This window comes from Pseudomonas sp. FSL W5-0299, assembly GCF_005930655.1.
GTDB classification, from domain to species: domain Bacteria; phylum Pseudomonadota; class Gammaproteobacteria; order Pseudomonadales; family Pseudomonadaceae; genus Aquipseudomonas; species Aquipseudomonas mandelii.
Window position 1 is genome coordinate 33,391 of the sequence record NZ_RXHX01000026.1, and the last position, 23,444, is coordinate 56,834.

Genomic DNA, 23,444 nt, shown 5'->3' on the forward strand with positions numbered 1-23,444 from the left:
GAGCCTGCCCGCGAAGAGGCCATCAAACCCGCCGAGGATTCCGGAGCCTGGACTCAGGTCGCATCCGCATGACTGACCATGCCCTTGATCACCACCGCCATGGTTGCCACCGCCGCCGGAATCACCAGCGCCGTCAGCACCTGTTCAAAGTTCCAGCCCAGGCCCAGCAATGTCGCACCCATCCAGGCCCCGAGAATCGCGCCGAAACGGCCAATCCCGAGCATCCACGACACCCCGGTCGCTCGCCCTTGAGTCGGATAAAACCGCGCTGCCAGCGACGGCATCGCCGATTGCGCACCGTTGACGCACATCCCGGCCACCAGCACCAATGTCGCCAAAATCGTGATATTGCCCAGGCTCTGCCCTACCGCGTAGGCAAACACCCCGGCCAGCAGGTAGAAAATGCCGATGACCTTGTGCGGATTGAACCGGTCCATCGCCCAGCCCACGCCCACTGCGCTCAACACCCCGCCAAACTGGAACAGGGCACCAATGAATGCCGCTTGTTCCATGCTCGCGCCACTGTCACGCATCAGTGTCGGCAGCCAACTGGTCAGCAGGTAAACAATCACCAGCCCCATGAAGTAGGTCAGCCACAACAGCAAGGTGCCGGTGCTATAGGTGCCAGAGAAGATCACCGCGAACACGTTGCGCGCCTTCACGGTTTTCTGCTCCGGTACGCTGAAGCTCGACGCCTGAGCGACGACGGTCGGATCGATCGGTGCGAGAGCCTTGCGCACTTTGTCGGTGCCACGGTTGCGCACGACCAGGTAACGCGCCGATTCGGGCAGCCAGAACAGCAAGACGACGGTCAGGATCAACGGCAGAATCCCGCCGATCAGTAGCAGACTGTGCCAGCCGAAGGCCGGAATCAGCTTGGCCGAGATAAACCCGCCACCGGCCATGCCGAGGTTGAAGCCGCAGAACATGCTGGTCACCAGCAGGGATTTTTTGCGCTCCGGGGTGTATTCCGACAACAGCGTGGTGGCGTTCGGCATCCCGGCGCCAAGGCCCAGGCCGGTGAGGAAGCGCAGCACCAGCAGTTGATCGACGTTAGTGCTGTACGCCGAGGCCAGGCTGAAAGCCCCGAACAACAATACCGCGCCGACCAGTACGACTTTTCGCCCAAAGCGGTCAGCCAAGGGACCGGAGCCCAGTGCGCCGAAGACCATGCCGATCAGCGCGGCACTCATCACCGGGCCGAGACTGGCGCGATCAATGCCCCAGTCCTGGGACAGGGCCGGCGCGATGAAGCCCATGGCCGCGGTATCGAGGCCATCAAGGAAGACAATCAGGAAACACAGGATCACCACTCGCCACTGGTAGCGCGAGATGGGTTGAGCATTGATGAAGGACTGCACGTCGAGGCAGTTTCCTACAGCAGACTGAGGCTGGTTCATTATTTTTATTCCACGCAAGAACGCAGTCGGACAGGTGCCAGCTCAGGGCTGGCGCTGCCGCGACAGTAATGATCCCGGGGAAACAGCGTCAATTCGATAAACGCGAGTCTGTGCGTTTATCGAACAGCTTAGGCAAACAACTGGGCGCTGAGGTCACGGCTGGCACTTAACAAACCGGGCAAGAAACGCTGCTCCAGCTCGTTGCGGCTGACTCGTCCGGCGTGGGTGCTGACGTTGAGCGCGGCCACCACCTGGCCCGAAGCGTCGTACACCGGAACGGCAATCGAACGCAGGCCCTGCTCCAGTTCCTGATCGACGATGCACCAGCCTTGTTGCCGCACTTCCTGCAGACATTCGAGCAACGCCTCGGGTGTGTGCAAGGTTCGGCTGGTCTTGGCCTGGAACTCCGCATGGTCGAGGTATTCGCGCAGCGAGGTGTCGTCCAGTGCCGCAAGAAGAATCCGGCCCATCGACGTGCAATACGCTGGCAACCGCCCGCCCACCGACAGGTCGACGGAAATCAGGCGTTGGGTGGTCGCCGAGCGAGCGATGTACAAAATGTCGTCGCCCTCCAGCGTGGCCATGTTGCAGGCCTCGTGAAGTTGCTCACTCATACGGTCCAGATACGGCTGGGCGGACACCGCCAAAGGCGTTGAGGACAAATAGGCATGGCCGAGCGTCAGCACTTTGGGCAGCAGCGAATAGGTGCGACCGTCGGTGGTGGCGTAGCCGAGTTTGATCAGGGTGTGCAGGCAACGTCGCACAGCGGCGCGGGGAATTTCCGTGCGGTGGCTGATCTGGGCAATGGTCAGGTGCCGTTTGCGCTCCTGGAACGCTTGAACCACCGCCAATCCCCGAGCCAGGGACGTCATGAAATCCGGATCGCCGGTCAGGGCCTGGATTCGCTTGGCGGGCGAGGCCACGATCGGCGGCGCCACTGAAGCGAAGGAATTGCGCATTTGATCGTTCATATCAGGTCCTTTTCCCACACGGATCAGCGGCTATTACAAGCGGCTTCGGGTCCGGCACACAAGCCACAGGCCGCAAGATTGGGCGATTATCGAACCATCGACCGATAATCGCAATCGACCTCACAGACGATGGCTACCTGCGCGCGCTGATTTGCGCAGCGCCCGCAACATGCTTTTATTCTTTACTGATTAAGGGCTGATGTAGTGGGATTAACTTGTTCGACTTTATGGCGTCAGAAAGACATCGTTGCACTGTGACATCACCCACACCCTAGTTACCTCTGAAAGTTGTGAGTAACAAAACAATCACACAGGTAGAACTACTTTTAACTCTCAAGCGATAGTGTTCTTCGGATCGACCGCTATAATGCACCTCAGTGGCGAAGCGGTTTTTACGTGCCGATCCCGCTACCCGGCAGCCCGGTATTCTATCGTCGCTGCCTGCAGCAAGCGCTTGACGCTCATTTCATATGCTCCGCCAACGCGCTCGCTGAAACAGGTAACTGATGCTACGTCAGCTGTTTTTCTCTGGTGCCGTGGCCGCCTGCAACATGGAAGTATTTTTCGCACGCCGTAGAAACGATGCCTTTATCGGGTATTGGCCTTTCGACGGGTGTGGTCAATAGGTTCCATGCAGCGCGTTTCACCAGAATTTATCTCAACTCATACAGGTAGCACTGTGACGAAAGACGAACTGCGCGCGGAACTTGAGCGCCAGGAACAACGTTACAAGGAAGTTTACGGCGGGGAAGTCACCACCTACGCCGCTCAGCCCGAACCCGAACGCAAACCCTGGCGTAAACGCGCCACCGTTCAGGATCAGGCATTCACCCAGGAATTGCAGAAGATGGAAAAGGAACTCAAAGCCGAAGAACCCTGAATACCTCGGCCTGAATCCTTCAAGGGTCTGCATCGGCACCCGTTAAAAGCGGGGTGTTCTGATGATGCCTTTCGCGCCCGCTACAAGCGGGCAGCGGTCACCTCACCCTATGGATGAGGCAAATGGCACTTGCCTGACCCTCTTCTCAGATATTTCACACAAGTGTTCAAGCCTCTCGGTCTCACGAGAGAAACCCTTGTGGCTGCGGCCTTTTCATCTGAATTCAATGACTTGCAAAACCCGGTAAAAACCTCGGCGATAGGCCATCGTCACAAATTAATTCGTTGAAGAATGTTACCGATGAGCACCTAGTGCATCGATTTGCAGTCTTTTCTGGCATAATCGCGCCCCCTTATGACCGGGTCAGAAAACCTTCATGATCGATTTATTCAGCGGACTTGATGCTTGGGTGCTTGTGAGCCTCTTGCTCGCCCTGGCCTTTGTCCTCGCCTTCGAGTTCATCAACGGCTTTCATGACACCGCTAACGCGGTGGCCACCGTTATCTACACCAAAGCCATGCCGCCTCATCTGGCGGTGTTCTTTTCCGGTGTGTTCAACTTTCTCGGCGTACTGCTGGGCGGTGTCGGCGTGGCGTATGCCATCGTCCACCTGCTGCCGGTAGAGCTGCTGATCAATGTGAACACCGGTCACGGGCTGGCCATGGTGTTCTCGCTGCTCGCCGCCGCCATCACCTGGAACCTGGGCACCTGGTACTTCGGTATCCCGGCCTCCAGCTCCCACACGCTGATCGGTTCGATCCTCGGTGTCGGCCTGGCCAACGCGTTGATCAACGACATTGCGTTGGCCGATGGCGTGAACTGGCAGAAAGCGATCGACATCGGGGCGTCCCTGGTGTTCTCGCCGATGGCGGGTTTCCTGGTCGCAGCGCTGATATTGATCGGTCTTAAATGGTGGCGTCCTCTGTCGAAGATGCACAAGACACCGGAACAGCGCCGCAAGATCGACGACAAGAAACACCCGCCGTTCTGGAATCGCCTGGTGCTGGTGATCTCGGCCATGGCCGTGAGCTTCGTGCACGGTTCCAACGATGGCCAGAAAGGTATCGGCCTGATCATGCTGGTGCTGATCGGTATCGTGCCGGCGCAGTTCGTTCTCGACCTGGGCAGCACGACCTACCAGATCGAACGGACCCGCGATGCGACGTTGCACCTGAGCCAGTTCTACAAGCGTAACGCCGACACCTTGGGCGAGTACCTGGCCCTGGGCAAAAGCGTGGAAGGCGATCTGCCGGAGAAATTCCGTTGCAACCCGCAACAGACCGAACCGACCATCACCGCCCTCCTCGACACCCTTAAAGGTGTAGCGGATTACCACTCGCTGTCGCCGGAAAGCCGCATCGAAGTGCGTCGTTATCTGCTCTGCCTGGATGACACGGCGAAGAAAGTCGGCAAGCTGCCTGGCCTCGCTGCCCGTGAAAAGGCTGACCTGGACAAACTGCGCAAAGACCTGACCACCACCACCGAATACGCCCCGTTCTGGGTGATTCTGGCGGTCGCCCTGGCCCTGGGCCTGGGGACCATGGTCGGCTGGAAACGCGTGGTGCTGACCATCGGCGAGAAGATCGGCAAGCAGGGCATGACTTACTCCCAAGGCATGTCGGCACAGATCACCACCGCGAGCCTGATCGGCATGGCCAACATCTTCAGCCTGCCGGTCTCCACCACCCACGTCCTGTCCTCGGGTGTGGCGGGCACCATGGTCGCCAATAAAAGCGGCCTGCAAGGCGGCACCGTGAGAACCATCCTGCTGGCCTGGGTCCTGACCCTGCCCGCGACAGTGGCCTTGTCGGCCGGCCTGTTCTGGCTGGCATCGAAGGCACTGGGCAGCTGATACATGGCTGCGACAAAGAGGCGCGTTCCGTAAGGTTCGCGCCTTTTTTATGGCCTGCAGTCCGGCATTGCCGGGGCTGTTGAAAGAGATGGTTGGCCGTGAGGACGCCTTCGCGGGCAAGCCTCGCTCCTACAAGGGGTTCGGTGTACCCGCTTCGCTCCTCACCACTCATTAGGCCGAGCGTTAGCTCGCCTGCTCTTGATCTGCCCGCCCCTTCGGGAGGCTGAGTGGAGGCGTTCATCTGGGGGGGGGGCGCGTAGCGCCGTGCGGCGAAGCCGCACACATCGAGAGGAGGTCGAAGCGAAGCCGACCGGAGGCGATGCCCCCAGATGAAGGGGCGAGCCTTTTTTTGCTTACTTTTTTTTGGCGTTTGAAAAAAAAGTGAGTCGCCGTAAGGGCGAAACCATAAGCGGCCGTTACCGCAGGAATGGATATGTACACCACGCAGAGACAGGTCGGCTATCAGGCCGCCTTCGCAAACAGGCTCCACAGCCCCCCCATCCCCAAATCGCAGGCGAAAAAAAGGGCAACCGAAGTTGCCCAAAATGCCTTGCGTGCTCATTACATCCAGAAAGAACTACGGCTTACGCTTATGCGAATCCTTCCAGATAAAAAATCCGAACCCTGCGAAAAACAGAACCATGAGGCCGACTGTCAGCACCCCTGCGATCACCACGTTGTCGAAAAACATGACGGCTCTCCTGCACTTGCCCTGTTGCGATAGGGCTAAGTTAACCAATCAGGCAGAAGAGAAAATTGACCAGGATCAATGTCGCCCAAGACAGGGCGTAAAGGAGGGGAAATAACTGACCTGCATCAACGGATGCAGGGTGTTTCAGCGCTTTTTCGGCTTGTTCTTCGGTTTCTTCTTGGCTTTACCCAACGGCATCGCCTGCTCAAACGCCTGACGCACTTCATTCAGACGCTTTTCATTAAGGTCATGAACCCGCTTGGCGCGTTCGGAATTGAGATCAATCAGCTTGTCGTCTTGGCTCATGGTGCTCAGTACATCGTATGGCAGGGTTGTCACAATAATGCGGTCTCACGGCAGCGCTGACCAGCCACAACCTCAAATCTGGATATCGACCCACAACCCCTGGCGCGGCTGATCTTCCATCAACGGCGCCACCGGCACGGTATTGTCGGCATTGAGCTCGTTACCGGGAATCGCCAGATGCTCTTCCGGATCTTCATCAGCCTCACGACGACGCCGTTCCCGCTCCTGCTTGCGCCGCTGTTCCTCGCGCAGCTGAAAAGCCGCTTCTTCGGGATCTCGCTGTTGCAGGTCGATGGTGTTTTCGTTGGAGCTTTCCTGCACCGGCACGACAGGCGGAATATCCGGGCGCTGGCGGATCGGGTCCTGCTGTGACGTGATCGGCACGGCACTCAAAGGGAGCATCGGTGGCAGCATAATTATCAGTCTCCTGTCAGCAGGCTGTCGGCTGCGGGGATGGCGACTTGAGCCATCGGTCGCAAACTGTGACCGGTTTGGCACCAATTGGTGCCCCGACCTGCAAGCATCGCGTCGCTGGGCTAACGTAAGAGTGCGAGTTTTTATGAGAGTCCTTTGGCCCTGAAGCCCTCATTCCGTTAAGATAGCCCGCTTTTTCAAGGTGGGAGTCAGGCAGCATGGCGCAGCAGTATCAACCGGGGCAACGCTGGATCAGTGACAGCGAAGCCGAGCTGGGTTTAGGCACCGTTCTGGCACAGGACGGCCGCTTGTTGACCGTGCTCTATCCGGCCACTGGCGAGACTCGCCAGTACGCGCTACGGAATGCGCCCCTCACCCGCGTGCGATTTTCGCCGGGCGACTCCATCACTCACTTCGAAGGCTGGAAGCTGACCGTCCAGGAAGTCGACGACGTCGATGGCCTGCTGGTCTACCACGGCCTCAACGCGCAGAACGAAGTGGTTACCCTGCCGGAAACCCAACTGTCGAACTTCATTCAGTTCCGCCTGGCCAGCGACCGTTTGTTCGCCGGGCAGATCGACCCGCTGGCCTGGTTCTCCCTGCGCTACAACACCCTGGAACACACCAGCCGCCAATTGCAGTCCGCGCTTTGGGGCCTCGGTGGCGTACGCGCGCAACCGATCGCGCACCAGTTGCACATCGCCCGCGAAGTCGCCGACCGCATTGCGCCGCGGGTTCTGCTGGCCGATGAAGTGGGCCTGGGCAAAACCATCGAAGCCGGCCTGGTGATCCATCGCCAACTGCTCTCGGGCCGCGCCAACCGCGTGCTGATCCTGGTGCCGGAGAACCTGCAGCACCAGTGGCTGGTCGAGATGCGCCGCCGCTTTAACCTGCAAGTCGCGCTGTTCGACGAAGAACGCTTCATCGAAAGCGATGCCGCCAACCCATTTGAAGACACCCAGCTCGCGCTGGTTGCACTCGAGTGGCTGGTGGACGACGAAAAGGCCCAGGACGCGCTGTTCGCCGCCGGTTGGGACCTGCTGGTGGTCGACGAAGCGCACCACCTGGTGTGGCACGAAGACAAGGCCAGCCCTGAATACACCTTGGTCGAGCAACTGGCCGAAGTCATTCCCGGCGTCCTGTTGCTGACCGCGACCCCGGAACAACTGGGTCAGGACAGCCACTTTGCGCGCCTGCGCCTGCTTGACCCGAACCGTTTCCATGACCTGCACGCCTTCCGCGCCGAGAGCGAAAACTATCGCCCGGTGGCCGAAGCCGTTCAGGAGCTGCTGGACAAAGGGCGCCTGTCGCCGGAAGCGCACAAGACCATTCACGGTTTCCTCGGCAACGAAGGCGAAGCGCTGCTGACCGCCGTCAACGATGGCGACATCGAAGCCAGCGCCCGCCTGGTCCGCGAACTGCTGGACCGCCACGGCACCGGCCGCGTGCTGTTTCGCAACACCCGCGCCGCCGTGCAGGGTTTCCCGGAGCGCAAACTGCATCCGTACCCGCTGCCGTGCCCGGACGAATACCTCGAACTGCCGCTGGGCGATCACGCCGAGCTGTACCCGGAAGTCAGCTTCCAGGCCCAGCCGGACGCCAACGAAGAAGAACGCTGGTGGAAATTCGACCCGCGCGTCGAGTGGCTGATCGATCAGCTGAAGATGCTCAAACGCACCAAAGTGCTGGTGATCTGCGCCCACGCTGAAACCGCCATGGACCTGGAAGACGCCCTGCGTGTGCGCTCCGGTATTCCGGCCACTGTCTTCCACGAAGGCATGAACATCCTTGAGCGTGACCGCGCCGCGGCCTACTTCGCCGACGAAGAATTTGGCGCACAGGTGCTGATCTGCTCGGAAATCGGCAGTGAAGGTCGTAACTTCCAGTTCTCGCACCACCTGGTGCTGTTCGATCTGCCATCCCACCCGGACTTGCTCGAGCAGCGTATCGGTCGTCTGGACCGGATCGGCCAGAAGCACATCATCGAACTGCACGTGCCGTATCTGGAAACCAGCCCTCAAGAACGGCTGTTCCAGTGGTATCACGAGGCGCTGAACGCGTTCCTCAACACCTGCCCGACCGGCAACGCCTTGCAGCATCAGTTCGGCCCGCGCCTGCTGCCACTGCTGGAAAATGCCGACGATGGCGAGTGGCAAGCGCTGATCGACGAAGCCCGCGCCGAGCGTGAGCGCCTGGAAGCCGAACTGCACACCGGCCGTGACCGCTTGCTGGAACTCAACTCCGGCGGCGCTGGCGAAGGTGATGCGCTGGTCGAGGACATTCTCGAACAAGACGATCAGTTCGCCCTGCCGATCTACATGGAAACCCTGTTCGACGCATTCGGCATCGACAGCGAAGACCATTCGGAAAACGCCCTGATCCTCAAGCCGAGCGAAAAAATGCTCGACGCCAGTTTCCCGCTGGGCGACGACGAAGGCGTGACCATCACTTACGACCGTAACCAGGCGCTGTCTCGCGAAGACATGCAGTTCATCACCTGGGAACACCCGATGGTGCAAGGCGGCATGGACCTGGTCTTGTCCGGTTCAATGGGCAACACCGCCGTGGCGCTGATCAAGAACAAGGCGCTGAAACCGGGCACCGTGTTGCTGGAACTGCTCTACGTCAGCGAAGTGGTTGCGCCGCGCTCGCTGCAACTGGGCCGTTACCTGCCGCCGGCCGCCCTGCGCTGCCTGCTCGATGCCAATGGCAACGACCTGTCGGCACGGGTGTCGTTCGAGACCTTGAACGATCAACTGGAAAGCGTACCCCGCGCCAGCGCCAACAAGTTCATCCAGGCTCAGCGCGATCAACTGACGCCACGGATCAACGCCGGCGAAGAGAAGATCTTCCCGCGTCACGCCGAACGGGTTGCCGAAGCGCAACGTCGTCTGGCGGCCGATACCGACGAAGAGCTGGCACGTTTGACCGCACTGCAAGCGGTCAACCCGACCGTGCGCGACAGCGAACTGGTTGCCCTGCGCAAACAACGCGAGCAGGGTCTGGCGATGCTGGATAAAGCCGCGTTGCGGCTGGAAGCGATTCGGGTGTTGGTGGCGGGTTAAACCGCCCTGCTCCACCACTGAAAACAAGAAGGCCCGCAGTGATGCGGGCCTTTTTTATTGCCTGAAATTTGAGGCAGTGATGCTGATGGCCGCATCGCTGGCAGGAGCAGGCTAGCGCCCACCGGGGATTTGTTAACGCTGTAGATCCAATGTGGGGGCCAGCCTGCTGGCGATAGCGATTATGCAGTCGCCACTGCAACATCAGATTCACCCACAGCGACCAACCCTTCCTTCATCCGCTTCGAATCCCGAACAAAACACCGCGAAGCCAAAAACAGAAACACCATGGTGAAAAACAGCGCCACCGGGATCAAGTACATCGCGTCATGCAAGCCGACCGCCTTGAACGCCTCGGTCATTTGCTCGGTGCCTGCCGCGGCCATCGCCGTGTGCGCGAAGTGGTCGGACAAACCACCCACCACCACCGGTCCCAAACCACCGCCCAGCAAGTACAACCCGGCGAAGAACAGCGCCATCGCCGTGGCCCGCAAGCGCGGTTCGACCACGTCCTGAATCGCCGTGTAAACGCAGGTATAGAAGTTGTAAGCAAACAGCCAACCCACGCTGAACACTGCCACGAACACCCCGATCTCGATCCGCCCGGCATGCAGCGCCCACGCGGTACAGACCGTCGAGATGATCAGGCTGAACGCCGCAAACAGCAGGCGCCCATTGGCCACTCGCTGGTGAATCTTGTCGGCGACCCAGCCACCGAGCGTCAATCCGAACAAACCGGTCACGCCGACGATCACGCCGGTCGCCACCGCCGCTTCCTGCAACGGCATCAGGAAGTAACGCTGCAACATCGGCACCAGAAACGAGTTGCAGGCATAAGTAGCGAAGTTGAAGCACAACCCGGCCATGACCAGCCAAAGAAAGGTCGGCACTGCCAGAATTCGCCGGATCGGCTTGTCGACTTTCTCTTGCGAGACCTGCACGGTTTCTGCCGCGCCACGCTTCGGCTCTTTGATGAAGAACATGAAGATAGCGAGGATCAGCCCCGGCACCGCCGCGATGAAGAACGGTGCACGCCAGCTGTCGAACGCTTTGACCATTGCGCCAATGGTGAAGAACGCCAGCAGCAGGCCCAGTGGCAGACCGAGCATGAAAATGCCCATGGCCCGCGCGCGACGATGCGCCGGGAACAGGTCGCCGATCAGCGAGTTGGCGGCCGGCGCGTAACTGGCTTCGCCGACGCCGACGCCCATGCGCACGATCAGGAACGCCCAGAAATTGCCCACCAGACCATTGACCGCCGTCAGACCGCTCCACGCTGCCAGGCCCCAGCCCATCAGCTTGCTGCGCGAACCGGTATCGGCCATGCGCCCCAGGGGCAAGCCGGCAATGGCGTAGACGATGGTGAATGCAGTACCGATGATCCCCAGCTGAAAGTCGCTGAGGTGCCATTCCATGCGGATGGGTTCGATGATGATGGCCGGGATGGTGCGATCGAAGAAGTTGAACAGATTGGCCAGGAACAGCAGGAACAGAATGCGCCAGGCATTCGCCGCTTGGGTCGAGTTCTGCATGGGGGTCCGTCTCTTTTATTGTTATTGGGGCTTCGCTGTCCCCGGAACCTCCAATCTAGACAGGCCCGCCGGAGCTGTCTGTAATTATTCGTAATGCTGATATCAACCCATGGAGCCAAATCCAAACCTGTGGGAGCGAGCTGCTAGCGAAGAGGCCGGCACATTCAATACAGAGGGTGACTGATCCGCCGCTTTCGCGAGCAGGCTCGCTCCCACAAGGGATTCTGCAAGGCAAGTATTTCTCGCCATTGGTCACATGAAAAAATACTTTTTCGCCCCCTTCCCAAGTTCAAAGCGAAGCCTAGAATAGCGGCCTTGCCTGCCCCACCAATCCCCTATCCCTCTTTGATTATCGCCCATGTCCGAAGCCAGTCCGTGTCTGAATTGCGGTGCCTGCTGTTCTCATTTTCGCGTGTCTTTTTTCTGGGGTGAATGCACCTCGGCCGGGGGAACGGTGCCTGACGAGCTAGTCGCCCCCATCAGCCCCAGCCGGGTGGCCATGCTGGGCACGGACTGCAAACCCACTCGCTGCGTCGGGCTGGTCGGCGAAGTCGGCAGCACCGTGCAATGCTCGATTTACGACCAACGTTCCAGCACCTGTCGGGAGTTCGACGCCTCCTGGGCCAACGGCGAGGCAAATGTGGATTGCGATGCGGCACGGGCAGCGTTCGGATTGCCGGCCCTGCAACCGGAATTCGAGTTCCCTTATGAGCAGATCGCCTGAATACCGGCGCCTGTAATTACAAAATGTTCGAATGCAATGTGCCACTACCGTTTGCACTCTTTGTGTGACCTCTATACTCCAAGACATTCGCCAGGGTTCATGGTGTCGGCTGGATAAATACGAGGCGTCCGATGGAGTGGCCAGCTTTATATTTCACGACTCAACTGCCTGAGACTGGCCAGGTCATCCTCAATTGCACCCATAACCCCTTTCTGGTGTTGCTGGCCTATGTGGTCGCCTGTGCGACCGGCTTCGCCACACTGGACATCACCGAGCGGATCGGCCATGCCGAAAAAGCGGCGTCCCAACGTCTGTGGCGCTGGGTTGGTGCCGGGTGTCTGGCGGGCGGTATCTGGGCCATGCACTTTGTCAGCATGCTGGCCTTCCAGGCCCCGATCGAAATCCATTATCAGTTACCCGTCACCCTGATCTCGTTGCTGTTTGCACTGACAGCTTCTTGGCTGGCGATGCATACCCTCAGCCATCCTCATCTGACTTTCTGGAAAACACTGCGGGCCGCGGTATGGATCGGCCTGGGTATCGCGACCATGCATTACGTGGGTATGGCCGCGATGCGCTCCTACGCGACGGCCTATTACAACCCTGCCCTGTTCGCGCTCTCTATCGTGATCGCAATTGGCGCCAGCCTGGCGGCCCTGTTGATTTCCCGTCACCTGTGCGAGGGCAGCGGCGTGGTTCATCAACTGCTCAAATACACCGCCAGCCTGGTGCTCGGAGCCGGCATCGTCAGCATGCATTTCACTGGCATGGCGGCGCTCAACCTGGTGCTTCCCATCGATAGCCCCCAGCCACTGCCCGACGACAACACCCACCTGCAACTGGGGCTGACGGTGGCGGTAATGACCTTGCTGATCATCGGCAGCAGCATCAGCGCGGCATTGGCCGACAAGAAGCTGCAACACAAGGAATCCGACCTGAAGCGGGTCAACATCCTGCTCAGCCAACTGGATCAGGCGCGCTTGTCGCTGCAACAGGTGGCGCACTACGACGCGCTGACCAACCTGATCAACCGCCGCGGCTTCAATCAGATTTTCGCCGAAAAACTGCTCGAAAAGACCAACGAAGGCGGGATGCTTGCCGTGATGTTCCTCGACATCGACCACTTCAAGCGGATCAACGACAGCCTGGGCCATGACGCCGGCGATGAATTGCTCAAGGTCCTGGCCAGCCATATCAAGGATTCGGTACGCAGCCATGACGATGTGGTGGCGCGCTTTGGCGGGGACGAGTTCTGCATCCTCATCGGGCTGCATGAGCTTGAAGAAGCCCGGAGCATGGCCCAACGCATCATGCTGAAGATGAAGGAGCCCATCGAGCTGTCCGGCCGCAGCATGGTCATGACCACCAGCATCGGCATCAGCGTTTTTCCGCAAGATGGAACGACCTGCGAGGAGCTGCTGAAAAACGCCGACCTGGCGCTTTACCAGTCCAAGGGCAGCGGGCGCAACGGGCTGCATTTTTTCAGTCCACACATGAAAAACCGTGCCACGCTGGAGCTGCAACTCGAAGAAGAACTGCGGTACGCCCTGCGCAACGACGCCGGTCTGATCCTCTATTACCAACCGATCTACGACCTGAAAAGCGGCCAGGTCACCAAACTCGAAGCGCTGATTCGCTGGCAACACCCGGTTCACGGGTTGCTGGCACCGGATCGGTTCATTGCCATTGCCGAGGCCAACGGCCTGATCAACGAACTGGATAACTGGGTATTGCACAAGGCCTGTGAGGACCTTGGAGTGCTGTCTCGCCAGGGGCGCGAAGAACTCAAGATCGCCGTGAACTGCTCGCCGCTGAACCTCGCCCGGGAAGAGTTGGCCGATGAAATCGAAAACGCCCTGCGCATCGCCGGAGTGTCACCACAACGGCTGGAACTCGAAGTCACCGAAAACGCGCTGATGGGCAATCTCGCCAACACCCTGGCGTTGTTGAAGCAGATCCGTTCTCTCGGCGTCTCGCTCTCGATCGACGACTTCGGCACGGGCTATTCATCCCTGGCCTACCTCAAGCGCCTGCCGCTGAACACACTGAAAATCGACCGCTCGTTCATTCAGGACATCCCCAAGGCTACCCAGGACATGGAAATCGTCCACGCCATTATCATCATGGCCCACACCCTGCATTTACAGGTCGTCAGCGAGGGCGTCGAAACGCCCGAGCAACATGACTTTCTCGAACGCCAGGGCTGCGACCTGGTTCAAGGCCACCTGCTCAGCCGCCCGGTACCGCTGGCCGAGCTGCCTGCGGTGCTGGCCGAAATCAATCAGCGCAAACATTCACGCAGTGTCAGTTCTCTGAGCCTGGCTACGGTACAACTGCACTAACGTCGACGGATCCTTTTCCAAAAAGCCCTGCCCCCCATGCAGGCGCATCAGTTGTGCGGCCAAGCCGCTGATCGGCGTGGCCGAGCCCTGTTCGCGGGAGAATTTCACCGCGGTGTCGAGGTCTTTGAGCAGCGTACGCACGTGCCACTTCACCGGCTCGAAACGACTCTCGGCCATTTGCGGGGCGAGGATCTGCAGCGGTTTTGAATCGGCGAACCCTCCCGCCAGCGCCTCGGCGATCAGGCTGGCGTCAACCCCGGAGCGCTCGGCCAGTGCCACCACTTCAGCAATCACCAGTGCATTGCAGGCAACGATCATCTGATTGCAGGCCTTGGTCACCTGCCCGGCGCCGACACCGCCCATGTGAGTCACCCGCTGACCGAGGTTCAACAGCACCGGCCTGACTCGCTCAAGGTCTGCCGCTTCGCCGCCGACCATAATGGCCAGGCTACCGGCCTCGGCACCGACGACACCTCCGGACACCGGCGCGTCCAGCCAACGCATGCCGCATTGGTCGACAAGCGCCGATGCCATGTCCCGCGTCGCCGTCGGTTCCAGACTGGAAAAGTCCACCAGCAACTGACCGCTTTTAGCGCCCTCGGCAATCCCTGCCGGACCGAAAACCACCTCGCGCACCACCGCCGTGTCCGCCAGGCACAGCATCACCACATCAGCGTGCTGACCCAATTCAGCCGCCGTTGCCACTTGCCGGGCGCCGGCCTCGACCAATGCTGCGCACTTGGCCGGGTTGCGATTCCATACCGTCAGCGGATACCCCGCCGCCAACAGGCGGCGGCACATGGGCAAGCCCATCAGGCCGATTCCGGCAAAACTCAACGAAGGTAGCGTTGACATCATTTAGCCTTCTTTTTGATTAAAGATCGCAGAATATTGGCCGATTCATCATGACTAAGGAAAGGATTCCCCCGAGCGTCGCTCAGGCTTAGTCCCTGACGCTTGGGCAAAATACGCGCTAAAAAAGTCGCGAGTTCCTATTCCGTGAAGGTTCGACGACACCGTGTCGCCGAGCTAACCAGCCCAGGTACATGGCGCCCAATGACCTCTAAAAATAATCCGGCCACTACGGTTTCCGACCTGACACTGAGCCCCGCGGCGAACAGCCCCTCATCGTCGAAGCCATTGATCCCGTCACGTCCTCTGGCCAGTCAGCAATACCTGTATTTCACCGAAACCAACACCGACCGCATCCTCGATAACCTCGATGGCCTGCGCGACATGGTGTTCCCGCGCCCACCGCACCTGGAAGGCGACAACGAACAGCACAGCGATCAGGAATTCCCGTCGGTGTGCCTGATCGGCCTGGGACGTTGCGGATCGAACATTGCGCTGGACGTCGCGGAGCTGGTGTACAACGCCCGCAAGTTCTACCTCAACGAATTCAACAACGAAGACCGCCTGTCGCCGGACAAACGCTACGCCGAAAAGGGCTACAGCCCGGCGCAGTGGATTCGCAACAACCTGCGCCTGGGGCCGAACAAGGCCACCAAACCGGTGTTCCTGGTCGAGCCGCTGGTGATGCTCGGCGACCTGGACAAAGACATCGCCGGTCGCATCCGTTTCTCGCGCAAGGGCGAAAAGAGTGGCTTCCTGCGCGACTACAGCAAAATGAAGATCATGGACTTGTCGGAAGTCCACGCCGGTGGCGCCGGTAACGCGCCGATCCTCGGTCAGTACCTGGCCAAGATCATCCTGAACAAGGACACCCAGCGTTTCTCCAGCCCGGACTGGAAAATGATTCACTCGTACCTGATCGACAGCTGTGGGATCAAGGCCAACCAGTCGCGCCTGTATTTCTCGATCTTCAGTGCTGGCGGCGGTACCGGTTCGGGCATGGCCTCGGAATTCGGCCTGGCCCAGCAACACTCGTACATGAACAAGACGTTCGACACCAAGCCGATGGATGAGCACGACGGCAAGAGCGGTCACTCCTTCGTCTTCGAGCCGATCTTCACCAGCGGCATCTGCGTGCTGCCGAACATTTCCGATCACCGCAGCGAAATGTCCGAGGCGCTGCACATCAACGCCGGTCGCCTGCTGTGCAAATACCTGTCGGAAGAGTGGGACTTCTCCTATAACTTCGCCAACGAAGACAGCAGCGAAGCCAGCGTCATGGGCCGGATCCGCCCATGGAACGCCATGATGCTGATCTCCAACGACATCATGCGGTATGCCGAAGAAAGCGATGACGGCAACATTCAGAACATCGACGTCAACGCGATGGAAAAGCACGCCAACCAATACATCTCGCAGCAGATTTTCAACATTCTGACGGCGCAGGCGGTCACGACTGACTACGACCAGAACTATTTCCGTCGCGCTGGCATCGACATCGGCGAAACCATTCGCCTCGACGCCAACGACCTGTTCATGAGCCTGGCCGGCCCGGTGGCGATTGCCTACGCCGAGTCCGTGGTGCCGGAAACCCCGCCGCCGAGCAGCGACAAGTTCAAGGTGTTCGAGAAAGAGCCACAGCGTCTGAACATCGACGACCTGTTCTTCCGTTCCATCGACCTGCCGCACTTCAACAAAGTGACCCAGGCAATCGAAGGCATCAGCCTGTTGCCGATCGAGTCCAAGCGCTATCGGGCCTCGCTGGAGCAGTACAAGAATTCCGGTTATGACGCGGCCGCGTTGCACGACCTGCACTTCTTCAAGAACTGCTCGTCGGTGGTGTCGATTGTCTCGCTGCCGAAAGACTACAAGCTGTCCTACATGGACTTGAACCGGTTGAAGACCCACCTCAACAGCCTGTTCCCCAACACTACGCTCAAGCGTTATGCCCTGGTGATCGGCGCTTCGGCCAACTTGTCGCTGACCACCCTGATCGCCAAGAGCCCGTGCCTGTCGGACGATTTCCTGACGCTGATCGTGGCCTTCATCAAGCGCTGCTTCGCGAAGAACCCGTACCGCTTCGACGACACCCTGGATAACTCGATCCTCGACTTCATCATCAATGAAGACTTCGACGAAGACCTGATCGACGATCTGCTGAACGAGTTCGAGAACCCGGCGAAGATCCTCGACACCAACTGGTACGCGATCAAACCGATGTACGAGAAGAAGTACCGCGAGCTGATCAACGACAAGGACAAATTCGTCTCGATCAACGACATTCGCCTGTCGCGCGACTGCGTGAAGAAGGCGATCAAGTACCTGCGTGAGATCTACCGTCACCGGATTGGCAAGACCAAGGTTATTTCGCTGAATAACCATACCGGTAAAACCTTCTAAAACCGCGTCGCGCCCAATCGCGAGCAGGCTCGCTCCCACAAGGACCGCATTTCTTCTGAAGAAACGCGGTTAAATGTGGGAGCGAGCCTGCTCGCGATGGCGGCATCGGATTCACCGAAAAACCCAACATCCAGAAACAATTAAGCAGCCCGAAGGCTGCTCAATAAACTGTTCCCGTTACGTTTACGTCACCCTCGCCAAGACCCTTCTGTGGCCTTTCTCTACGGCAACATGCCATCACGCTACTCACCTACACACTTTTGGTCGCCCGCCAGGCGCACCAATAAAGTGCGGACAGTCAGCTCGTCGCCCTTTCCTGGATCAGAATCCACGGTGAAACCACCACAGCCCACAGCTGCGGGTCGCGTTCAAAAAGATCCAGCGCCCGCGTTTCAGACAGCTTGGCGACCTTGTCGGCAGCCAGCCAGGCAGCCACTTTCTCACCTTCATCCGTCGCAACAGCTTGGGCAGCAGCGATCAAATCCAGGCCGGGATCGACCCACAATAGGGCACCCTTGGCAAAGAAGGGCTCCAACTCTTTCCACGTAATAGATGCGGTTTCACCAAGCAGCTTGGCATAGAGGGTGCTAGGTTCTTCATTCATGGGCACTGTCCGGAAAAGAAATCGACGCGAATGATAACGTCGGTGGTCTGGCAGAAAAACCCGGATGCAATTGAGTCACCGAAAGAAAAGAGCAGGAAAGCCAGGGAATGCTGCTGAATCAAGCAATTAGCCAGCTAACATCCCGCCGCTATTCTGTCTTTTTCTTTCAATTAAGCGACACCCTCAGGTTTTGCCCCCCGGCGCCAGCTTCCCAGGCTAACAATTGGCGCTCTACACTGTACCGGTACAGTTGTCGGGGGCATTTTCCGGAGGATATCGAAGATATCTGACCCGGTTCTGCTGCTACGGCGCCAGGACTATAAAAACTACAACAGTAAGAGTGGAGCACTATGACTAAGGCTACTAAGCAGATTTCCAAACTGTTTGCCGCTATGGTTCTGGCCGGGGTTGCCAGCCATTCGTTCGCAGCTGACACCATCAAGATCGGCATCGCCGGCCCTAAAACCGGCCCTGTAGCCCAATACGGCGACATGCAGTTCAGTGGCGCCAAAATGGCCATCGAACAGATCAACGCCAAAGGCGGCGTAGACGGCAAGAAACTCGAAGCCGTTGAATACGATGACGCCTGTGATCCAAAACAAGCGGTAGCTGTCGCGAACAAAGTCGTCAACGACGGCGTCAAGTTCGTGGTCGGTCACCTGTGCTCCAGCTCCACCCAACCGGCTTCGGACATTTACGAAGACGAAGGCGTGATCATGATCACCCCGGCTGCCACCAGCCCGGACATCACCGCCCGTGGTTACAAAATGGTGTTCCGCACCATCGGTCTGGACAGCGCCCAAGGCCCTGCCGCCGGTAACTACATCGCCGACTTCGTAAAACCGAAGATCGTTGCTGTCCTGCACGACAAACAGCAATACGGTGAAGGCATCGCCACCGCCGTTAAACAAACCCTCGAGAAAAAAGGCACCAAGGTTGCCGTGTTCGAAGGCATCAACGCCGGCGACAAGGACTTCTCGTCGATCATCCAGAAACTCAAGCAAGCCAACGTCGACTTCGTTTACTACGGTGGCTACCACCCTGAGCTGGGTCTGATCCTGCGCCAGGCGGATGAAAAAGGCCTGAAAGCCAAGTTCATGGGTCCGGAAGGCGTGGGTAACGACTCGATCTCGCAGATCGCTCAGAAAGCTTCGGAAGGTCTGCTGGTGACGCTGCCGAAATCCTTCGACCAGGATCCGGCCAACATCGCCCTGGCTGATGCGTTCAAAGCGAAGAAAGAAGACCCGAGCGGTCCGTTCGTGTTCCCGGCCTACTCGGCTGTGGAAGTGATTGCCGAAGGCATCAAGGCCGCCAAGTCCGAAGACACTGCCAAAGTGGCTGCTGCCATCCACGCAGGCACCTTCAAGACGCCTACCGGCGACCTGAGCTTCGACGACAAGGGCGACCTGAAAGACTTCAAATTTGTGGTTTACGAGTGGCACTTCGGCAAACCAAAAACTGAAGCCAAGCCTCAGTAAGGCGTTGCCTGACTGACTGCCAATAAAGCCCACGGCGTGCCGTGGGCTTTGTTTTACGAATGTATTGGGCCGCGCTGGCGTGATCCGCCAGTCTCCCCACCTGAAAATCTCAAAACCGTCATCAGCGGTTCGCTGGCAAACCTCGCGTTCGAAGTGGATGCAGATCCACGGGGCTCGAGCGGGAAAATGACTCCACCAGTGAAATGCGTATCAGGTTTTTAGGAGCGCTGTAATGCCTGACATCTATCACTTCCTCCAACAGCTGGTTAATGGCCTGACCATTGGCAGTACGTATGCCCTGATCGCCATCGGCTATACGATGGTTTACGGCATCATTGGAATGATCAACTTCGCCCACGGCGAGGTGTACATGATCGGCTCCTACGTGGCGTTCATCGCCATCGCCGGGTTGGCCATGCTGGGACTCGACAGCGTTCCGCTGTTGATTACCGCTGCTTTCATCGCGACCATCGTCGTGACCAGTGCCTACGGTTACAGCATCGAACGCGTCGCCTACCGCCCTTTGCGCGGCAGCAACCGTCTGATCCCGCTGATTTCCGCCATCGGCATGTCGATCTTCCTGCAGAACACGGTTCTGTTGGCGCAAGACTCCAAGGACAAATCCATAGCCAACCTGATCCCCGGCAGCTTCACCTTCGGGCCAGGTGGCGCACATGAAGTGCTGATTTCCTACATGCAAATCGTGGTATTCGTGGTGACCTTCGTCGCCATGCTCGGCTTGACAATGTTCATCTCCCGCTCTCGTCTCGGACGTGCCTGCCGCGCCTGTGCCGAAGACATCAAGATGGCCAACTTGCTGGGCATCAATACCAACAACATCATCGCCCTGACCTTCGTCATCGGTGCCGCATTGGCGGCCATCGCGGCCGTCTTGTTGAGCATGCAATACGGTGTGATCAACCCGAACGCCGGGTTCCTCGTTGGACTCAAGGCGTTCACCGCAGCGGTACTGGGCGGTATCGGCAGCATCCCGGGAGCCATGCTCGGCGGGCTGGTATTAGGGGTGGCGGAAGCCTTTGGTGCCGATATCTTCGGCGACCAGTACAAGGACGTCGTGGCTTTCGGCTTGTTGGTTCTGGTTCTGTTGTTCCGGCCGACCGGCATCCTTGGCCGTCCGGAGGTTGAAAAAGTATGACTAGGAATCTTAAACAGGCACTGTTCAGTGCTTTGCTGGTGTGGGCCGTGGCCTACCCGGTACTGGGTCTGAAACTGACCATCGTCGGCATCCACCTCGAAGTGCACGGCACCAGCAGCGCCACACTGATCACTATCGCGGTGTGCTCGGTGCTGATGTTCCTGCGGGTGCTGTTCGATCAACAGATCAGCTCGGCTTGGCGTTCCTCGCCCAACATGCCGCTGATTCCGGCCAAGGCCAGTAACTTCCTGACCCTGCCGACCACCCAACGCTGGATCATCATTGCGCTGATCGCCGGTGCCCTGGTCTGGCCGTTCTTCGGCTCTCGCGGTGCGGTGGATATCGCCACGCTGGTGCTGATCTACGTGATGCTCGGCCTCGGCCTGAACATCGTGGTCGGCCTGGCCGGCCTGCTCGACCTGGGTTACGTCGGCTTCTATGCCGTCGGGGCGTACAGCTATGCATTGCTGTCGCACTATCTGGGTCTGGGCTTCTGGATCTGTCTGCCGATCGCCGGCCTGATGGCGGCCACTTTCGGTTTCCTGCTCGGCTTCCCGGTACTGCGTCTGCGCGGCGACTACCTGGCGATCGTGACCCTGGGCTTTGGTGAAATCATCCGTCTGTTCCTGCGTAACCTCACCGATATCACTGGTGGCCCGAACGGCATCAGCAACATCGAGAAGCCGACGTTCTTCGGACTCACCTTCGAGCGCAAAGCGGCAGAGGGCATGCAGACGTTCCACGAGTACTTCGGCCTGGCCTATAACTCGATCAACAAGGTGATTTTCCTGTACCTGGTTGCACTGTTGCTGGCCCTGGCTGCGCTGTTCGTGATCAACCGTTTGCTGCGCATGCCGATCGGCCGTGCGTGGGAAGCGTTGCGTGAAGACGAGATCGCCTGCCGTGCGCTGGGTCTGAATCCTACGGTCATCAAGCTTTCCGCCTTCACCCTGGGCGCCGCCTTCGCAGGTTTCGCCGGCAGTTTCTTCGCTGCCCGTCAGGGCCTGGTGACACCGGAGTCGTTCACCTTCATCGAGTCGGCGATCATCCTCGCCATCGTCGTATTGGGTGGCATGGGCTCGCAGTTGGGTGTGATCCTCGCGGCCGTGGTGATGATCCTGCTGCCGGAAATGATGCGTGAGTTCAGTGAGTACCGTATGTTGATGTTCGGCGCCTTGATGGTGCTGATGATGATCTGGCGTCCTCAAGGCCTGCTGCCCATGCAACGTCCTCACATGGAGCTGCGCAAATGAGCCGCGAGATCCTTAAAGTCGAAAATCTGAGCATGCGCTTCGGCGGCTTGCTGGCGGTCAACGGCGTGGCCCTGACCGTGAAAGAAAAACAGGTGGTTGCATTGATCGGCCCTAACGGCGCCGGCAAAACCACGGTGTTCAACTGCCTGACCGGTTTTTACAAGCCGAGTGGTGGCAGCATCCTGCTGGACGGCGAGCCGATCGAAGGCCTGCCGGGCCACAAGATCGCCCTCAAAGGCGTGGTGCGCACCTTCCAGAACGTGCGGTTGTTCAAGGACATGACCGCGGTCGAGAACCTCTTGATCGCGCAACACCGTCACCTGAACACCAACTTCCTGTCTGGTCTGTTCAAGACCCCGGCATTCCGCAAAAGCGAACGCGAGGCCATGGAGTTTGCCGAGTTCTGGCTGGACAAGGTCAACCTCACGCAGTTCGCCAACCGCCCGGCCGGCACCCTGGCCTACGGTCAGCAACGCCGTCTGGAAATCGCTCGCTGCATGATGACCCGCCCGCGGATCCTCATGCTCGACGAACCGGCCGCCGGCCTGAACCCGAAGGAAACCGAGGACCTCAAGGCGCTGATCAGCATGCTGCGTGAAGAGCATAACGTCACCGTGCTGCTGATCGAACACGACATGAAACTGGTCATGAGCATTTCCGACCACATCGTCGTGATCAACCAGGGCACGCCTCTGGCCGACGGCACGCCGGAACAGATCCGCGACAATCCTGAAGTGATCAAAGCCTACCTGGGGGAAGCGTAAATGCTGCAATTTGAAAACGTTTCCACCTTCTACGGCAAGATCCAGGCGCTGCACAGCGTCAACGTCGAAGTCCGCCAGGGCGAGATCGTGACCCTGATCGGCGCCAACGGTGCCGGCAAGTCGACCTTGCTGATGACCCTCTGCGGTTCGCCGCAAGCCCACAGCGGCAGCATCCGCTACATGGGTGAAGAGCTCGTCGGCCAAGACTCGTCGCAGATCATGCGTAAAAGCATTGCGGTCGTGCCGGAAGGTCGTCGAGTGTTCGCCCGCCTGACCGTGGAAGAGAACCTGTCCATGGGCGGATTCTTTACCAGCAAGGGCGATTATCAGGAACAGATGGACAAGGTTCTCGGACTTTTCCCACGCCTGAAAGAACGCTTTGCCCAACGCGGCGGCACCATGTCCGGCGGCGAACAGCAAATGCTCGCCATCGGCCGTGCGCTGATGAGCAAACCCAAACTGCTGCTGCTCGACGAGCCATCGTTGGGCCTGGCACCGATCATCATCCAGCAGATCTTCGACATCATCGAACAGCTGCGCAAGGATGGCGTGACGGTGTTTCTGGTAGAGCAGAACGCCAACCAGGCGCTGAAAATTGCCGACCGTGCCTACGTTCTGGAGAACGGCCGGGTGGTGATGACCGGCACGGGGGAAGCACTGCTGACTGATCCGAAAGTGCGCGAAGCGTATCTCGGCGGCTAAGCAATTGCGGTAAACAAAAAACGGCCTTCGGGCCGTTTTTTTGTGCCCGCCATAAACCTTC

General features: G+C 59.0%; 19 protein-coding genes. 11 read left to right on the forward strand and 8 right to left on the reverse strand.

Annotated elements, in window-relative coordinates:
• Nucleotides 1–53 precede the first annotated feature (53 nt).
• Nucleotides 54–1,400, reverse strand: a complete 1,347-nt coding sequence (locus FHL16_RS24730) for an MFS transporter (RefSeq protein WP_010462550.1) — start codon at nt 1,398–1,400, stop codon at nt 54–56.
• 128 nt (nt 1,401–1,528) lie between these two features.
• Complete coding sequence (gene pcaR, locus FHL16_RS24735) at nt 1,529–2,371, reverse strand: pca regulon transcriptional regulator PcaR (protein WP_010462552.1); 843 nt, start codon at nt 2,369–2,371, stop codon at nt 1,529–1,531.
• A gap of 679 nt (nt 2,372–3,050) precedes the next feature.
• Here pcaR and FHL16_RS24740 point away from each other — a divergent pair.
• Together FHL16_RS24740 and FHL16_RS24745 are read left to right on the forward strand one after the other, a co-directional pair.
• Complete coding sequence (locus tag FHL16_RS24740) at nt 3,051–3,251, forward strand: hypothetical protein (RefSeq protein ID WP_007935837.1); 201 nt, start codon at nt 3,051–3,053, stop codon at nt 3,249–3,251.
• Between the two features lie 376 nt (nt 3,252–3,627).
• Nucleotides 3,628–5,103, forward strand: a complete 1,476-nt coding sequence (locus tag FHL16_RS24745) for an inorganic phosphate transporter (RefSeq protein WP_010462556.1) — start codon at nt 3,628–3,630, stop codon at nt 5,101–5,103.
• Nucleotides 5,104–5,680: 577 nt separating this feature from the next.
• Here FHL16_RS24745 and ccoM read toward each other — a convergent pair.
• The 3 genes from ccoM to FHL16_RS24750 all read right to left on the reverse strand — a co-directional run bounded on the left by ccoM (nt 5,681) and on the right by FHL16_RS24750 (nt 6,514).
• The gene (ccoM, locus tag FHL16_RS34825) at nt 5,681–5,794 is read right to left on the reverse strand and encodes a cytochrome c oxidase subunit CcoM (protein ID WP_010462558.1); all 114 of its coding nucleotides are present in this window, start codon (nt 5,792–5,794) and stop codon (nt 5,681–5,683) included.
• 144 nt (nt 5,795–5,938) lie between these two features.
• A complete protein-coding gene (locus FHL16_RS34125) occupies nt 5,939–6,100 on the reverse strand; it encodes a hypothetical protein (RefSeq protein WP_007935839.1) in 162 nt (53 codons plus the stop codon).
• A 72-nt stretch (nt 6,101–6,172) separates the two neighbouring features.
• Nucleotides 6,173–6,514 (reverse strand): hypothetical protein, encoded by a 342-nt coding sequence (locus FHL16_RS24750; RefSeq protein ID WP_010462560.1) that lies wholly within the window; start codon nt 6,512–6,514, stop codon nt 6,173–6,175.
• Nucleotides 6,515–6,732: 218 nt separating this feature from the next.
• Between FHL16_RS24750 and rapA the strand changes: the two genes are divergently transcribed.
• A complete protein-coding gene (gene rapA / locus FHL16_RS24755; protein ID WP_010462562.1) occupies nt 6,733–9,579 on the forward strand; it encodes an RNA polymerase-associated protein RapA in 2,847 nt (948 codons plus the stop codon).
• 179 nt (nt 9,580–9,758) lie between these two features.
• Here rapA and FHL16_RS24760 read toward each other — a convergent pair whose 3' ends face one another.
• On the reverse strand, nt 9,759–11,108 hold the full coding sequence (locus tag FHL16_RS24760) for a spinster family MFS transporter (RefSeq protein ID WP_077749560.1): 1,350 nt from the start codon (nt 11,106–11,108) through the stop codon (nt 9,759–9,761).
• A 358-nt stretch (nt 11,109–11,466) separates the two neighbouring features.
• Between FHL16_RS24760 and FHL16_RS24765 the strand changes: the two genes are divergently transcribed.
• Nucleotides 11,467–11,832 (forward strand): YkgJ family cysteine cluster protein, encoded by a 366-nt coding sequence (locus tag FHL16_RS24765; protein ID WP_042932325.1) that lies wholly within the window; start codon nt 11,467–11,469, stop codon nt 11,830–11,832.
• A gap of 131 nt (nt 11,833–11,963) precedes the next feature.
• Nucleotides 11,964–14,174, forward strand: a complete 2,211-nt coding sequence (locus FHL16_RS24770; RefSeq protein ID WP_010462568.1) for a putative bifunctional diguanylate cyclase/phosphodiesterase — start codon at nt 11,964–11,966, stop codon at nt 14,172–14,174.
• Here FHL16_RS24770 and FHL16_RS24775 read toward each other — a convergent pair.
• The gene (locus FHL16_RS24775) at nt 14,127–15,032 is read right to left on the reverse strand and encodes an NAD(P)-dependent oxidoreductase (protein ID WP_172962155.1); all 906 of its coding nucleotides are present in this window, start codon (nt 15,030–15,032) and stop codon (nt 14,127–14,129) included. The genes FHL16_RS24770 and FHL16_RS24775 overlap by 48 nt on opposite strands.
• Before the next feature lie 198 nt (nt 15,033–15,230).
• Here FHL16_RS24775 and FHL16_RS24780 point away from each other — a divergent pair, with 198 nt between their 5' ends.
• Entirely contained in the window at nt 15,231–17,426 is a 2,196-nt protein-coding gene (locus tag FHL16_RS24780) for a hypothetical protein (RefSeq protein ID WP_077749561.1), read from the forward strand.
• Between the two features lie 298 nt (nt 17,427–17,724).
• Here the strand turns inward: FHL16_RS24780 and FHL16_RS24785 are convergent, their stop codons facing one another.
• Nucleotides 17,725–18,030: a DUF2288 domain-containing protein gene (locus tag FHL16_RS24785; protein ID WP_010462574.1), complete on the reverse strand. Its 306-nt coding sequence runs from the start codon at nt 18,028–18,030 to the stop codon at nt 17,725–17,727.
• A gap of 350 nt (nt 18,031–18,380) precedes the next feature.
• On the opposite strand from FHL16_RS24785, the gene FHL16_RS24790 reads away from it, so the two are divergent.
• From FHL16_RS24790 to FHL16_RS24810, 5 genes are all read left to right on the forward strand, one after another.
• Complete coding sequence (locus tag FHL16_RS24790; protein WP_010462576.1) at nt 18,381–19,508, forward strand: branched-chain amino acid ABC transporter substrate-binding protein; 1,128 nt, start codon at nt 18,381–18,383, stop codon at nt 19,506–19,508.
• Nucleotides 19,509–19,740: 232 nt separating this feature from the next.
• Entirely contained in the window at nt 19,741–20,664 is a 924-nt protein-coding gene (livH, locus tag FHL16_RS24795; protein WP_010462578.1) for a high-affinity branched-chain amino acid ABC transporter permease LivH, read from the forward strand.
• Complete coding sequence (locus tag FHL16_RS24800) at nt 20,661–21,917, forward strand: high-affinity branched-chain amino acid ABC transporter permease LivM (protein ID WP_010462580.1); 1,257 nt, start codon at nt 20,661–20,663, stop codon at nt 21,915–21,917. Before livH ends, FHL16_RS24800 begins: the two co-directional genes overlap by 4 nt.
• Nucleotides 21,914–22,681 carry a high-affinity branched-chain amino acid ABC transporter ATP-binding protein LivG gene (gene livG / locus FHL16_RS24805; protein ID WP_010462581.1) on the forward strand — a complete coding sequence of 256 codons (768 nt, stop codon included), beginning with the start codon at nt 21,914–21,916 and terminating at the stop codon, nt 22,679–22,681. The genes FHL16_RS24800 and livG overlap by 4 nt, the downstream gene beginning before the upstream one ends.
• Nucleotides 22,682–23,383, forward strand: a complete 702-nt coding sequence (locus FHL16_RS24810; RefSeq protein ID WP_010462583.1) for an ABC transporter ATP-binding protein — start codon at nt 22,682–22,684, stop codon at nt 23,381–23,383.
• The last annotated feature ends 61 nt before the right edge of the window (nt 23,384–23,444 follow it).